Consider the following 15,336-nt stretch of genomic DNA (forward strand, 5'->3'; position numbering starts at 1 on the left):
GCCTTAGGGACTACTCGCCGCGGTTCTTCTGGATGATCTCGTCGGCAAATGCCTTCGGGACCTCGGCGTAGCTGTGGAACGTCATGGAATACACAGCGCGGCCCTGGGTCTTCGAGCGCAGGTCACCGATGTAGCCGAACATGCCGGACAGCGGGACGTGCGCGCGGATGACCTTGACGCCCTGGGCATCTTCCATGGACTGCATCTGGCCACGGCGGGAGTTGAGGTCACCGATTACTTCACCCATGTATTCCTCAGGGGTGCGGACCTCGACATCCATCAGCGGTTCGAGCAGGATGGGGTTCGCCTTGCGTGCGGCTTCCTTGAAAGCCATACGCCCGGCGATCTTGAACGCCATTTCCGAAGAGTCAACATCGTGGTACGCGCCGTCAATCAGCGTGGCCTTGATGCCGACAACCGGGTAGCCGGCGAGGACGCCGTCGTTCAGCGCATCCTGGATACCGGCGTCGACCGAGGGGATGTATTCCCGCGGAATACGCCCACCGGTGACCTTGTTCGAGAACTCGTACAGCTCGCCCTCGGACGTGTCCAGCGGCTCGATCGCGATCTGGATCTTTGCGAACTGGCCGGAACCACCGGTCTGCTTCTTGTGCGTGTAGTCGTGACGCTCTACAGCACGCTTGATGGTTTCGCGGTAGGCAACCTGGGGCTTGCCCACGTTTGCCTCGACCTTGAATTCGCGGCGCATGCGGTCCACCAGGATGTCCAGGTGGAGCTCGCCCATGCCGGCGATGATGGTCTGACCGGTGTCCTCGTTGAGGGAGACCTGGAAGGTCGGGTCCTCAGCGGAGAGCTTCTGGATGGCCGTGGAGAGCTTCTCCTGGTCACCCTTGGTGTTCGGCTCGATCGCAACAGAGATCACGGGCTCCGGGAAGCTCATGGACTCGAGGACGATCTGGTTGCTCGGATCACACAGGGTGTCGCCCGTGGTGGTGTCCTTCAGACCGATCGCTGCGTAGATGTGGCCGGCGGTAGCGCCGTCAACGGGCATTTCCTTGTTGGCGTGCATCTGGAACAGCTTGCCGATGCGCTCCTTCTTGCCCTTGGTGGAGTTGACCACCTGGGAGCCTGCTTCCACGTGACCGGAGTACACGCGGATGAAGGTGAGCTGACCGAAGAACGGGTGCGTGGCAATCTTGAACGCCAGAGCCGAGAACGGCTCATCGGCGGAGGGCTTGCGCGTCAGTTCCTTTTCTTCGTCGCGGGGATCGTGACCGATCATCGGCGGGACGTCGAGCGGGTTCGGCAGGTAGTCCACGACAGCGTCAAGCATCGGCTGGACGCCGCGGTTCTTGAATGCGGAGCCACAGAAGACCGGGTAGAGCTCGGAGTTGATCGTCATCTTGCGGATGCCGGCCTTGAGCTCGTCGGTGGTGATTTCTTCACCTTCGAGGTACTTCTCCATGAGCTCTTCGGAGGACTCAGCAACGGTCTCAACGAGCGTTGCGCGGTACTCTTCAGCCTTTTCCTTGAGGTCAGCCGGGATCTCCTGGATCTCGTACTTGGCACCCATGGTGACGTCACCCTTGGAGTCGCCGGGCCAGACCAGTGCGCGCATGTAAAGCAGGTCGACGACGCCGATGAAGTCGTTCTCGGCGCCGATCGGCAGCTGCATGACGAGCGGCTTGGCACCGAGGCGGCTGATGATGGTGTCGACGGTGAAGTAGAAGTCAGCGCCGAGCTTGTCCATCTTGTTGACGAAGCAGATGCGCGGGACGTTGTACTTGTCAGCCTGGCGCCAGACAGTCTCAGACTGCGGCTCCACGCCTTCCTTGCCATCGAACACGGCAACTGCACCGTCGAGGACGCGCAGGGAGCGCTCAACCTCAACCGTGAAGTCAACGTGGCCGGGGGTGTCGATGATGTTGATCTGGTTGTTTTCCCAGAAGCAGGTCACGGCGGCAGACGTGATGGTGATGCCGCGTTCCTTTTCCTGTTCCATCCAGTCAGTCGTCGAAGCGCCGTCGTGCGTTTCGCCGATCTTGTGGTTCACACCTGTGTAGAACAGAATGCGCTCGGTAGTAGTGGTCTTGCCGGCGTCGATGTGGGCCATGATGCCGATATTGCGGACCTTGCTAAGGTCGGTAAGCACGTCCTGTGCCACGGTGTCTCCCTTTCGGATGGACTGCACGTTCGCCGCCGGCTCGGTAGAGCCGGCGGCGTCCGGGAAGTTTTACCAGCGGTAGTGTGCGAAGGCCTTGTTGGACTCGGCCATCTTGTGGGTGTCTTCGCGACGCTTCACAGCGGCACCGAGACCGTTAGAGGCATCCAGGATTTCGTTCTGGAGGCGTTCGGTCATGGTCTTCTCGCGGCGGGCCTTGGAGTAGCCGACCAGCCAGCGGAGGGCGAGTGCCGTGGAGCGGCCCGGCTTGACCTCAACCGGGACCTGGTAGGTGGCGCCACCGACGCGGCGGGAGCGGACCTCGAGGGAAGGCTTGACGTTCTCCATGGCCTTCTTGAGGGCTGCAACCGGGTCGCCGCCGGACTTGGCGCGAGCACCTTCGAGGGCACCGTAAACGATGCGCTCTGCGGTGGACTTCTTGCCGTCAACCAGCACCTTGTTGATCAGCTGGGTGACCAGCGGGGAGCCGTAAACGGGATCTAGAACTAGCGGCCGCTTGGGGGCCGGACCCTTGCGAGGCATATTACTTCTTCTCCATCTTTGCGCCGTAGCGGCTGCGGGCCTGCTTACGGTTCTTGACACCCTGGGTATCGAGGGCGCCACGGACGATCTTGTAACGGACACCCGGAAGGTCCTTCACGCGGCCGCCACGTACGAGCACAATGGAGTGCTCCTGCAGGTTGTGGCCTACACCGGGGATGTAAGCGGTGACTTCAACGCCGCCGTTGAGGCGCACACGTGCAACCTTACGCAGAGCCGAGTTCGGCTTCTTCGGGGTGGTGGTGTAGACGCGGGTGCAAACACCGCGGCGCATCGGGCTGCCGTTAAGTGCGGGAGCCTTGGTCTTTTTGACCTTAGGCGTGCGGCCCTTGCGGACCAGCTGGTTAATCGTAGGCACTCTCGTGTTCTCCGTTTTATCCGGAGCGGCCGTTGGCAGCCGCTCTCTTGTCGCTGCGCCCCGCCGCTCGAGCTTTGAAGATCTCTCCAGAGCAGCTGAGGCGAAGCCTTAATAGTCGGGCCGCACACCAGGTTCTCAAGGACTTGCGTCCCGAATTGCCCCTAGGCATGCGAAAATGTGGCATACGTTGCACAAGAACCCTGCAAACCGGAAACGTCGTCCTGGTTCAGCCTTTCAGCTTCTACCGGCGCACTCATCCACTGCCACAATAACAATTAGTCTCTAGTCTAACACGGGCAGCCCCCAGCCCTTAATCGGGCTCTCCTCCCCATCGATTGCTCCGTTATCGCCGTTGTGGGTACTCAAAAGGGCGACAACGGAGCAACCGACGGGTGCCCAGGTCGAGCTTGGGAGGCGAGGGGCCGGCGGGGAGCAATCGTCGCGTTAAACGGGGACGGTCCCCCACCTTGCGGTGCGGGACCATTCCTTCGGCGCCTGTGACTGCCAGGGCAGAGCGGCCGGGTCCCTACGTGGCGGGGAACGCCACACCTAAGGACCCGCCCTGCCCGTTAGCGGAAGTCGCTGCCCAGGTCGTAGTCATCCAGCGGGATGGCGTGGAACTCGGGAGCCCCGTCGCCGCCCAGGCTGTCGTAGGAGAAGTCACTGAATGCGCTGGGGCCGGTGAACAGGTTGGCCTTTGCTTCCTCAGTGGGCTCCACGGTGACCTCGGTGTAGCGCGGGAGACCCGTGCCGGCCGGGATGAGCTTACCGATGATGACGTTTTCCTTGAGGCCGAGCAGCGGATCGCTCTTGCCTTCCATGGCCGCCTGCGTCAGGACGCGGGTGGTCTCCTGGAAGGAAGCTGCGGACAGCCAGGACTCGGTCGCCAGGGACGCCTTGGTGATACCCATGAGCTCAGGACGGCCGGAAGCCGGCGTCTTGCCCTCGGAGACAACACGGCGGTTGGCATCCTCGAAGCGGCTGCGCTCGGCGAGCTCGCCGGGCAGCAGATCCGATTCGCCGGACTCGATGACCGTGACGCGGCGCAGCATCTGGCGGACGATAACCTCGACGTGCTTGTCGTGGATACCGATGCCCTGGCTGCGGTAAACGCCCTGGACTTCGTCCACCAGGAACTTCTGCGCGGCACGGGGGCCCATGATGCGCAGAACCTGCTTGGGGTCGACCGGACCGTTGATGAGCTTCTGTCCGACGCTGACGTGATCGCCGTCTTCGATGAGGAGACGTGAACGGCGCAGCACCGGGTAGGCGATCTCTTCGGATCCGTCGTCCGGGGTGATGACCAGGCGCATCTGGCGCTCGGACTCTTCGATGGCGATGCGGCCGGCTGCTTCAGCAATCGGCGCAACACCCTTCGGAGTACGGGCTTCGAAGAGCTCCTGGATACGGGGCAGACCCTGGGTGATGTCGTCGCCGCCGCTGGAGGAAACAGCACCACCGGTGTGGAACGTACGCATGGTCAGCTGGGTACCCGGCTCACCGATGGACTGTGCGGCGATGATGCCCACGGCCTCACCGATGTCGACGGTCTTACCCGTGGCCAGTGAACGGCCATAGCACAGGGCGCAGGTGCCGACGCTGGACTCACAGGTGAGTACGGAGCGGACCTTGACCTCGGTGATGCCCGCTGCGAACAGTTCGGCAATGACAACGTCGCCGCAGTCAGTGCCGGCTGCTGCCAGGACCTTGCCCTTGGAGTCAACGACATCCACGGCCAGGGTACGGGCGTACGCGCTGTTCTCGACGTTCTCGTCCAGGACCAGCTCGCCGTTGGCGTCAGCCACAGCGATCGCCGTCATGAGGCCGCGCTCGGTGCCGCAGTCCTCTTCACGGACGATGACGTCCTGCGACACGTCCACCAGGCGACGGGTCAGGTAACCCGAGTTGGCGGTACGCAGCGCGGTGTCGGCCAGACCCTTACGGGCACCGTGCGTGGCGATGAAGTATTCCAGCACCGACAGGCCCTCGCGGTAGGAGGACTTGATCGGACGCGGGATGATCTCGCCCTTAGGGTTGGCCACGAGGCCACGGATACCCGCGATCTGACGGACCTGCATCCAGTTACCACGGGCACCGGAGGACACCATGCGGTTGATCGTGTTCATCGGGGACAGGCTGTCACGCATCGCCTGGGCGATCTCGTTCGTTGCCTTGTTCCAGATCTCGATGAGTTCCTGGCGACGCTCGTCGTCGTCGATCAGGCCCTTGTCGTACTGGCCCTGGATCTTGGCGGCCATGGTCTCGTAGCCGGCGAGGATCCGCGGCTTGTCCTTGGGCACCTCGATGTCGGAGATGGCGACGGTAACGCCGGACCGGGTGGCCCAGTAGAAACCGGCATCCTTCAGGTTGTCCAGCGTTGCCGCCGTGATCACCTTGGGGTAGCGCTCGGCGAGGTCGTTGACGATCGTCGACAGTTCGCCCTTGTCCGCAACGTTCTCAACCCAGGGGTAGTCCGCGGGCAGGGTCTCGTTGAAGAGGACCTGGCCCAGGGAGGTCTGGACGAGCACGGTCTGACCCGGCTCGTAGCCTTCCGGGGCTTCCCAGCCGGCGTAAGGGACAAAGCCCTTCAGCCGGATCTTGACCTGGGAGTTCAGGTGCAGCTCGTGCAGGTCGTACGCCATGATGGCTTCCGACACCGAGGAGAAGATCCGGCCCTCGCCGGCTGAACCGACACGCTTGGTGGTCAGGTGGTAGAGGCCGATGATCATATCCTGCGACGGCAGGGTCACCGGACGGCCGTCAGAGGGCTTCAGGATGTTGTTCGAGGACAGCATCAGGATGCGTGCCTCAGCCTGAGCTTCGGGGCTCAGCGGCAGGTGGACTGCCATCTGGTCGCCGTCGAAGTCAGCGTTGAAGGCGCCACAAACCAGCGGGTGAAGCTGGATTGCCTTACCTTCAACAAGCTGCGGTTCGAACGCCTGGATGCCGAGACGGTGCAGGGTGGGTGCACGGTTCAGCAGCACGGGGTGCTCGGTGATGATCTCTTCGAGGACGTCCCAGACCTGCGGGCGGTAACGCTCGACCATCCGCTTGGCCGACTTGATGTTCTGGGCGTGGTTGAGGTCAACCAGGCGCTTCATCACGAACGGCTTGAAGAGCTCCAGGGCCATCTGCTTCGGCAGGCCACACTGGTGCAGCTTCAGCTGCGGGCCGACGACGATGACCGAACGGCCCGAGTAGTCAACGCGCTTGCCGAGGAGGTTCTGGCGGAAACGGCCTTGCTTGCCCTTGAGCATGTCGCTCAGGGACTTCAGCGGACGGTTGCCCGGTCCGGTGACCGGACGGCCGCGGCGGCCGTTGTCGAAGAGGCTGTCAACAGCTTCCTGAAGCATGCGCTTCTCGTTGTTGACGATGATCTCCGGGGCACCGAGGTCAAGCAGTCGCTTGAGGCGGTTGTTGCGGTTGATCACGCGGCGGTAGAGGTCGTTGAGGTCGGAGGTCGCGAAGCGGCCGCCGTCCAGCTGGACCATCGGGCGCAGTTCCGGCGGGATCACCGGGACGGCGTCCAGCACCATGCCGAGCGGGCTGTTGTTGGTCGTCAGGAACGCATTGACCACCTTGAGCCGCTTCAGGGCGCGGGTCTTGCGCTGGCCCTTGCCGTTGGCAATGATGTCGCGCAACATGTCCGACTCGGCCTGCATGTCGAAGTTCTCAAGACGCTTCTTGATGGCCTCGGCACCCATGGAGCCTTCGAAGTACATGCCGTAGCGGTCGCGCAGTTCGCGGTACAGGCCTTCGTCACCTTCAAGGTCAGCGACCTTGAGGTTCTTGAAGCGGTCCCAGACCTGCTCGAGGCGCTCGATTTCAGCGTCGGCACGCTTGCGGACGTTCGCCATCTGGCGGTCAGCGGAGTCGCGGGCCTTCTTCTTGTCGGCAGCCTTGGCGCCTTCGCCTTCGAGACGGGCAAGCTCGTTCTCAAGGTCGCGGGCGATCGTGGCGATGTCGGAGTCGCGGTTGTCGATCAGCTGCTTCTTCTCGATGTCGTGCTCAACCTGGAGGTTGGGCAGTTCTTCGTGGCGGCTGTCGGCGTCGACGCTCGTGATCATGTAGGCAGCGAAGTAGATGACCTTTTCGAGGTCCTTCGGCGCCAGGTCAAGGAGGTAGCCCAGGCGGGACGGAACACCCTTGAAGTACCAGATGTGCGTGACGGGGGCGGCCAGCTCGATGTGGCCCATGCGCTCACGGCGCACCTTTGCACGGGTGACCTCAACGCCACACCGCTCGCAGATGATGCCCTTGAAGCGCACGCGCTTGTATTTACCGCAGTAGCACTCCCAGTCGCGGGACGGGCCGAAGATCTTCTCGCAGAAGAGGCCGTCCTTCTCAGGCTTGAGCGTGCGGTAGTTGATGGTTTCCGGCTTCTTAACCTCGCCGTAAGACCAGCCACGGATGTCTTCCGCGGTGGCGAGGCCGATCTGCATGAGGCCGAAGGAGGATTCGCTGGACATATGGTCCCTGTTCTCTCTTGTTCTCTAAATTCTGAAGTCTTGGGTTACGGGAAGAGGGAGGTGATGCCCGGGGAAAAGGCAGCGCGGCGGGGCCGCTTGCTTTTCCCCGAACGTCACCTGCTAAACCTCTTCTACGGAACTGGGCTCTGCACGAGACAGATCGATGCCCAGTTCTTCCGCAGCCGTGAAGACTGCGTCATCAGAGTCACGCATTTCAATTGTGGTTCCGTCCGTGGAAAGCACTTCCACGTTCAGGCACAGCGACTGCATTTCCTTGATCAAGACCTTGAAGGACTCAGGAACGCCCGGCTCGGGGATGTTCTCGCCCTTGACGATGGCTTCGTAGACCTTCACACGACCGTGGATATCATCGGACTTGATCGTGAGGAGTTCCTGGAGCGTGTAAGCCGCGCCGTAAGCTTCGAGCGCCCACACTTCCATTTCACCGAAGCGCTGGCCACCGAACTGTGCCTTACCACCCAGCGGCTGCTGCGTGATCATGGAGTACGGGCCGGTTGAGCGAGCGTGGATCTTGTCGTCCACCAGGTGGTGGAGCTTCAGGATGTACATGTAGCCGACCGAGATCGGATCCGGGAACGGCTCGCCGGAGCGGCCGTCGAACAGGCGGGTCTTGCCTGAGGAGTTGATCAGGCGGACACCGTCGCGGGTGACGTTGGTGGAGTCGAGGAGACCAGTGATTTCCTCTTCACGCGCACCGTCGAAGACCGGCGTTGCAACAGTGGTCGAGCCACTCTCGCGCGGCAGGTTCGGCAGCTGCTTGACCCACTCGGGCTCGCCTTCGATCTTCCAGCCGGTCTTGGCAACCCAGCCGAGGTGCGTTTCCAGCACCTGGCCGACATTCATACGGCCCGGAACACCCAGCGGGTTCAGGACGATATCAACGGGGGTGCCGTCGGCAAGGAAGGGCATGTCCTCGATCGGGAGGATCTTGGAGATAACACCCTTGTTGCCGTGACGGCCGGCGAGCTTGTCGCCGTCGGTGATCTTGCGCTTGGCGGCCACGTACACGCGCACCAGCTGGTTGACGCCCGGGGGCAGCTCGTCGTCGTTGTCGCGGTCGAAGACGCGGACGCCGATGACGGTGCCGGACTCGCCGTGCGGAACCTTCAGGGAGGTGTCGCGCACTTCGCGGGACTTCTCGCCGAAGATGGCGCGCAGCAGGCGCTCTTCCGGGGTCAGCTCGGTCTCGCCCTTGGGCGTGACCTTTCCGACCAGGATGTCGCCGGCTTCAACCTCGGCACCGATGTGGATGATGCCACGCTCGTCCAGGCCAGCAAGGACTTCCTCGGACACGTTGGGGATGTCACGGGTGATTTCCTCGGCACCAAGCTTGGTGTCGCGGGCATCGATCTCGTGCTCCTCGATGTGGATGGAGGAGAGAACGTCCTCGGCCACGATGCGCTGGGACAGGATGATGGCATCCTCGAAGTTGTGGCCTTCCCATGACATGAATGCCACGAGCAGGTTCTTACCGAGGGCCAGTTCGCCCTGGTCCGTTGCCGGGCCGTCAGCGATGATGCCGCCGACCTCCAGGCGCTGGCCTTCGTTCACCAGGACACGGTTGTTGTAGCAGTTGCCCTGGTTGGAACGGGCGAACTTGTTGATCCGGTAGTTGGTTTCCGTACCGTCGTCGTTGAGCATGATGACCAGCTCAGCGGAGACCTCGGTAACCACACCTGCCTTCTTCGCGATGGTGACGTCACCGGCGTCGACGGCAGCGGCGCGCTCCATGCCGGTACCGACGAACGGCGCCTCGGAACGGACCAGCGGCACGGCCTGGCGCTGCATGTTGGCACCCATGAGTGCGCGGTTGGCGTCGTCATGCTCAAGGAAGGGGATCAGGGCGGTCGCCACGGACACCATCTGGCGCGGGGAGACATCCATGAACTCGACGTCGGCGGCGGGAACCAGCACGGGCTCGCCTCCACCACCGCGGGCACGGACCAGGACAGTCTCTTCGGCGAACTTTTTGTTCTCGTCGAGCGGAGCGTTGGCCTGTGCAATCAGGACCTCGGCTTCGTCGTCGGCCGTGAGGTACTCGACCTCATCGGAGACAACGCCCTCGGACACGAGACGGTAAGGGGTCTCGATGAAGCCGAACGGGTTGATCCGCCCGTAGGAAGCCAGCGAACCGATCAGGCCGATGTTCGGGCCTTCAGGGGTTTCGATGGGGCACATACGTCCATAGTGGGACGGGTGGACGTCTCGGACTTCCATGCCGGCACGGTCACGGGACAGACCGCCGGGGCCCAGCGCGGACAGGCGGCGCTTGTGGGTAAGACCCGACAGCGGGTTGTTCTGGTCCATGAACTGTGAGAGCTGGGACGTTCCGAAGAACTCCTTGATGGCTGCCACGACGGGGCGGATGTTGATCAGCGTCTGCGGCGTGATGGCCTCGACGTCCTGGGTCGTCATACGCTCGCGGACGACGCGCTCCATGCGGGACAGGCCGGTGCGGACCTGGTTCTCGATGAGCTCGCCGACGGCGCGGATGCGGCGGTTGCCGAAGTGGTCGATGTCATCGATCTCGACGCGGAGTTCGTGTTCCTGGCCGTCGCGCTTGCCCATGAGGGTCTTCTCACCGGCGTGCAGTGCAACGAGGAACTTGATCATGGCGACGATGTCCTCAACGTGCAGGACAGAGGCTTCCTTGTCACCAAGGGAGCGGTCGATGCCAAGCTTGCGGTTGATCTTGTAACGGCCAACCTTGGCCAGATCGTACCGCTTGGAGTTGAAGTACAGGTTGTCCAGCAGGGACTGGGCAGCCTCGACCGTGGGCGGCTCGCCCGGCCGCAGCTTCCGGTAGATGTCCAGCAAGGCGTCTTCGCGGGTTTCGGTGGCGTCCTTCTCCAGCGTCGCGCGCATGGAGTCGTACTGGCCGAATTCCTCGAGGATCTGGCCCTCGGTCCAGCCGAGCGCCTTGAGCAGCACCGTGACGGACTGCTTGCGCTTACGGTCGAGGCGAACGCCGACCTGGTCGCGCTTGTCGATTTCGAGTTCGAACCAGGCGCCGCGGGACGGGATGATCTTCGCGGTGAAGATGTCCTTGTCGCTGGTCTTGTCCGCGGTGCGCTCGAAGTAAGCACCCGGGGAACGGACCAGCTGGGAGACGACGACACGCTCAGTGCCGTTGACGACGAAGGTGCCCTTCTCGGTCATCAGCGGGAAGTCACCCATGAACACGGTCTGCTGCTTGATTTCGCCCGTGTTGTTGTTCATGAATTCGGCCTTGACGTACAGCGGAGCCGAGTAGGTTGCGTCCCGGTCCTTGCACTCGGCCATGGTGTACTTCGGGTCAGCGAACTCCGGCTCGGAGAAGCTCAGGGACATGGTGCCCTGGAAATCCTCGATCGGGGAGATCTCTTCGAAGATGTCGGACAGGCCGGAGGAGGTGGCGACACTGAGGTCGCCTTCTTCGACGGCCTTCGCCACGCGGGCCTGCCAGCGTTCGTTTCCGACCAGCCAGTCGAAGCTGTCCGTTTGCAGGGCGAGCAGATTTGGAACATCGAGAGGTTCGTGAATCTTTGCGAATGAGAGCCGGCGAGTTGCACCATCGGTGCTGTCGGCATTGATAGCGGTTGCAGCGTTGTTTACATTAGAGGTGCTCGAGGCGACCAAGAGGGATCCTTCCACAGACCTTCAGGCGTTTTCAGATCTCCCCCGTCATGCAACCTGCAGAATGACTCCGCAGTGCTACCAGTCCGGTTCCGCTATATGACCCGGGACCTGTGCTGCCCACGCTGGTGCACGTTGTAGACGGCACATTGATGGAGCAGCTGTCAGGCTAAGCCCACCGCAATATGAAGGCTGAAGGTAAACAGGGAAGACGCAAATATCTACGATACGGCAAAGCAACCTACTTGTCTACCCCACTTCCGGTCCGATTGCAAGCACCACCCCGGCGTCACCCGCCGCCGGGACTTCCGACGCCGGCTGGCTGGACGCAGGCGGCCCGCGCAGTCGAATGGCTAGGTGATGGGGCTCACGATAACCTAGGCGTAAGCCCTCAATGATCGGAAGAGATAAACCATGAGCAACTCCGCGGACAACAACGATGTTGTCATCCTCGCCGCCGCCCGCACGCCCCAGGGCCGCCTCAACGGGCAGCTGGCAAGCTTCACGGCCGTCGAACTCGGCGCCCATGCCATCCGGGCTGCCCTCACGGCCAGCGGAGTGAAAGCCGAGCGGGTGGACGCCGTCATCATGGGCCAGGTCCTGCAGGCAGGCGCGGGCCAGAACCCCGCCCGCCAGAGTGCCATCGCAGCCGGCATCGGCTGGAATGTGCCCACGGTCACTATCAACAAGGTCTGCCTGTCCGGTCTCACCGCCGTGATTGACGCCGCCCGGATGATCCGCAGCGGCGACGCGACCGTCGTCGTCGCCGGCGGCCAGGAGTCCATGACCCGGGCCCCGCACATCCTGCCGGGCTCCCGGCAGGGCTGGATGTACGGCACTGTGCAGGCGCTCGACGTCGCTGCCCACGATGGTCTGACCGATGCGTTCGACGGGCAGTCCATGGGCCTGTCCACGGAGACCAAGAACCTCACCCTCGGCATCGACCGGACCTCCCAGGACGCGGTCGCCGCGGCGTCGCACCAGCGGGCTGCCCGGGCCGCCAAGGACGGCGTGTTCGACGTCGAGATCGCGCCGGTCAGCGTCAAGCAGCGCAAGGGCGATCCGATCGTCCTGACGTCGGACGAGGGCATCCGGCCGGACACCACGGTCGAGTCGCTGGCAGGCCTGCGCGCTGCGTTCGTCACCGACGGCACCATTACGGCAGGCAACTCCTCTCCCCTGTCCGACGGCGCCGCCGCCCTCGTACTGACGTCCCGCAGGTTCGCGGAGGACAACGGCCTGGAGTATCTCGCCGTGGTCGGCAAACCGGGCCAGGTTGCCGGGCCGGACAACTCGCTGCACTCGCAGCCGTCCAACGCCATCAAGAGCGCCCTCGACAAGGCCGGATGGTCTGCCGCGGACCTCGACTTCATCGAAATCAACGAGGCCTTCGGCTCAGTTGCGGTGCAGTCGCTGAAGGACCTCGCCTACCCGCTGGAGAAGTGCAACATCCACGGCGGTGCAATCGCCCTCGGACACCCGATCGGCGCGTCGGGCGCCCGGCTGGCGCTGCACGCGGCCCATGAACTGAAGCGGCGCGGCGCGGGCAAGGCCGCCGTGTCCCTCTGCGGCGGCGGCGGCCAGGGCGAAGCCCTCCTGCTCTTCCGCGACTGATCTTCCGGAACCGGGCGGGCCGATGACAGGGAAGATGCGGGGCGGCGCCGGCCGGGACCGGTTCCTGGCCGACGCCGCGGCCCGGGGCTTGGAAGTGCAGGTCGTGGAGCGGCTGGCGGCCAGCAGCCTTGATGAGGCGGCACGGATCCTGGGCATCCAGCCCGCGGATATCGTCAAATCCCTCGTGGTCAAACACAAGGACGGCAGCTTCCTGTTCGCCCTGGTCCCGGGCGACCGGCAGATTTCCTGGCCCAAGCTCCGCAAGCTGGTCGGCGTCAACAAACTCTCGCTCCCTACGGCCGAGACCGCCTTCGAGGCCACCGGGTACGAGCGCGGCACCATCACACCGCTCGGCAGCACTTCGCCCTGGCCCGTCTACGCAGACCTGACCCTCACCGGACGCCGGATCTCCATGGGTGCCGGGGAGCACGGCTACAGCGCCTTCGTCGACGCCGATGCCCTGACGGCGGCCCTGGACGCTGTCGTCGCGGACATCACCGAAGCCAACTAGCCCAGGCGGGTTAAGACCGACGCGGGGTCACGTCTGGGGCGTGACGGTGAGCGGCCGCCCGTCCACGGTCAGGCGCCAGTTGTCCCGGCTGAACACGGCGACGTCCAGGGTACCGCGGTCCACGACGTAGTCAATGATGCGCTGCCGGATCTCCTGCTGGCTGTTGGAGAGCACCGGGGCCGTTTTCACGCCCGGGAAATTGCCGCCGCCGCTCTGGCGGTAGTTGTTGATGGCCATGGCGAATTCCTGCTCCGGGGCCAGCGCCTTGCCGCCGTAGGCCAGCCCGACAATGCGGTCCCCCGCGGGCCGGGCGAGGTCGATCTCGTAGTCCAGCGGGGCATCCAGGCCGTAGACGACGTCGTAGTTGTAGTCCGGAGTGCCGTTCGGGGCTGTGGCCGTCACGGCGTTCGTCACATCCGCAGCGCGTGCCGTGGTAGTGCTGACAGGCCTGAAATACTGCGCGGACCACTCCAGGTACGCCTTGACCTGGGCCCCGGTGACCTTAATGGACAGAAGCGTGTTGTCAAAGATGTAGAGCCCTGCCACGTCGCGGATCGTCAGCGGACCGGCTTTGACGTCCACCTCGCGGGAGAACGCGGCGGCAATGGACAGGACCGGGAGTCCGGCGTTCGGGCCGCCGGCGAGTTCGGCCTTGATGGTGCTGGCCTGGACGTAGTTGATGGCGTCAATCGCGGCCGAGTCCTGCCAGCAGGCGGTGGCCGTGCTCAGGGGCGCAGTGGACGTTCCGATCACCGCGTTCACGTACTTCACCGTGGCGTCATGCCCCGCCTGGACGGCACGGACCACAGCAGGATCCGCGTCCACCGTCTTGGCGTCCAGGAGGTGTGAGTGCGCGGAGATCACGGTCCACTGGCCCTTCTCCCTGGCCAGCTCAAGTTCCATGACGGAAACGCGCATGCCCCACTTCAGGGGCTCTGCCAGGAGCACCTGCCTGCCGGTTTCCTTGTTGGTGACGAAGCGCTCCGGAATCTCAAGGTGGGCATGGCCCACCAGGATCGCGTCGATTCCGGGGACCTCCTCGGCCAGCTGGGTGGAGGCGTTCTCGGGGAACGGCAGGGCATCGCCGTACGAGGATCCCGGCGTCGCGCCCGAATGGCTGGAGACAATCACCACATCGGCACCCGCGGCCTTCATTTCCGGGATGACCTTCCTGGCCTCCTCCACGATCCCGTTGAAGTCCAGCCGGCCTTGGACGTTGTCGCGGTCCCACAGCGCACAGCCGGGGGTCACGAAGCCGACCAGCCCCACGGTCACCCAGCCATTGCCGGTCTTGACGCGCTTGAGGACATACGGGGTGAACGCCCGGCTGCCCGTCGCGGCGTCGCGGACGTTGGCGCCGAGCAGGGGGAAGTCCAGCTGCCCCTCCCACGTGCGCAGCAGCGGTATGCCGTAGTTAAACTCGTGGTTGCCCAGGCAGACGGCGTCGTAGCCCACCGAATTCATGGCCAGGGCCATGGGGTGCTTGACCGTCGCGGAGATCGGGTTGATCTTGGCGAAATAGTAGGCCAGTGGCGTGCCCTGGATGGTGTCCCCGGCATCGATCGTCAGGGTGTTGGCCGCGCCCCGCTCTGCCCGCATGGCTTTGATGAGCGTGGCGGCCTGGGCGATCCCGATCCGGTTGCTGGCGGAGTCGGAGTAGGGGACGTTCTTGAAGTAGTCCCAGTTGAAGACGTTGTTATGCAGATCGGTGGTGCCGAGCACCGTCAGCGTGAACTGCTTCCCGCCGCCGGCCCGGGTGTCGGACCCGGCGGCAGGTCCGGCGTGGGCGGCGGCGGCGCCGGCCAGGGTGGCGGCCGCGGCGCTCCCGCCCACGAGGGCTGCGGTGAGCATGGCGCGGCGGGACAGTGGAATGTTCGGGTCCGTCATTGTGTGTGAACTCCTCAATGTTGGTGGCCGGTCGGCACAAAGCCACAGTCTAGGGTCGCCCACACCCACTAGAACAGAGAGTTCACAATCTCTTTGGCAAAGCTTTCGGTTCCGTCCGCTCCGGCCCGGCCCGATCCGGCCCCGAACGCAGGAAACCCCGCCCACCTGGGTGGACGGG

Annotated in this window: 8 protein-coding genes; 2 read left to right on the forward strand and 6 right to left on the reverse strand. The window is 63.9% G+C overall.

From position 1 onward, the window contains the following. Positions 1 to 10: 10 nt before the first annotated feature. From fusA to rpoB, 5 genes are all read right to left on the reverse strand, one after another. A complete protein-coding gene (fusA, locus tag AC1DCZ_RS04880) occupies positions 11 to 2,125 on the reverse strand; it encodes an elongation factor G (RefSeq protein WP_476894024.1) in 2,115 nt (704 codons plus the stop codon). 69 nt (positions 2,126 to 2,194) lie between these two features. After that, positions 2,195 to 2,665, reverse strand: coding sequence for a 30S ribosomal protein S7 (gene rpsG, locus AC1DCZ_RS04885; RefSeq protein WP_011692813.1), 471 nt, complete (start codon positions 2,663 to 2,665; stop codon positions 2,195 to 2,197). A 1-nt stretch (position 2,666) separates the two neighbouring features. After that, positions 2,667 to 3,041, reverse strand: a complete 375-nt coding sequence (gene rpsL, locus AC1DCZ_RS04890; protein WP_011692814.1) for a 30S ribosomal protein S12 — start codon at positions 3,039 to 3,041, stop codon at positions 2,667 to 2,669. Between the two features lie 569 nt (positions 3,042 to 3,610). Then, a complete protein-coding gene (locus tag AC1DCZ_RS04895) occupies positions 3,611 to 7,510 on the reverse strand; it encodes a DNA-directed RNA polymerase subunit beta' (protein WP_476894023.1) in 3,900 nt (1,299 codons plus the stop codon). Between the two features lie 120 nt (positions 7,511 to 7,630). Continuing rightward, the gene (rpoB, locus tag AC1DCZ_RS04900; protein WP_476894022.1) at positions 7,631 to 11,149 is read right to left on the reverse strand and encodes a DNA-directed RNA polymerase subunit beta; all 3,519 of its coding nucleotides are present in this window, start codon (positions 11,147 to 11,149) and stop codon (positions 7,631 to 7,633) included. A 411-nt stretch (positions 11,150 to 11,560) separates the two neighbouring features. Here rpoB and AC1DCZ_RS04905 point away from each other — a divergent pair, with 411 nt between their 5' ends. Both AC1DCZ_RS04905 and AC1DCZ_RS04910 read left to right on the forward strand, forming a co-directional pair. Further along, a complete protein-coding gene (locus tag AC1DCZ_RS04905; RefSeq protein ID WP_476894021.1) occupies positions 11,561 to 12,760 on the forward strand; it encodes an acetyl-CoA C-acetyltransferase in 1,200 nt (399 codons plus the stop codon). 22 nt (positions 12,761 to 12,782) lie between these two features. Continuing rightward, a complete protein-coding gene (locus AC1DCZ_RS04910; RefSeq protein ID WP_476973596.1) occupies positions 12,783 to 13,271 on the forward strand; it encodes an aminoacyl-tRNA deacylase in 489 nt (162 codons plus the stop codon). A gap of 27 nt (positions 13,272 to 13,298) precedes the next feature. On the opposite strand, the gene AC1DCZ_RS04915 is transcribed toward AC1DCZ_RS04910, so the two are convergent. Next, positions 13,299 to 15,158, reverse strand: coding sequence for a bifunctional metallophosphatase/5'-nucleotidase (locus AC1DCZ_RS04915; protein ID WP_476973597.1), 1,860 nt, complete (start codon positions 15,156 to 15,158; stop codon positions 13,299 to 13,301). Positions 15,159 to 15,336: the final 178 nt, after the last annotated feature.

The sequence above is a fragment of the Arthrobacter sp. 10N418 genome (assembly GCF_056394725.1).

What these genes read in the sequence shown, in the direction of transcription:
- AC1DCZ_RS04910 (WP_476973596.1), top strand. Translation starts at nt 12,783, where the DNA reads ATGACAGGGAAGATGCGGGGCGGCGCCGGCCGGGACCGGTTCCTGGCC.
- AC1DCZ_RS04895 (WP_476894023.1), bottom strand. Translation starts at nt 7,510, where the DNA reads ATGTCCAGCGAATCCTCCTTCGGCCTCATGCAGATCGGCCTCGCCACC.
- AC1DCZ_RS04915 (WP_476973597.1), bottom strand. Translation starts at nt 15,158, where the DNA reads ATGACGGACCCGAACATTCCACTGTCCCGCCGCGCCATGCTCACCGCA.
- AC1DCZ_RS04905 (WP_476894021.1), top strand. Translation starts at nt 11,561, where the DNA reads ATGAGCAACTCCGCGGACAACAACGATGTTGTCATCCTCGCCGCCGCC.
- rpsG (WP_011692813.1), bottom strand. Translation starts at nt 2,665, where the DNA reads ATGCCTCGCAAGGGTCCGGCCCCCAAGCGGCCGCTAGTTCTAGATCCC.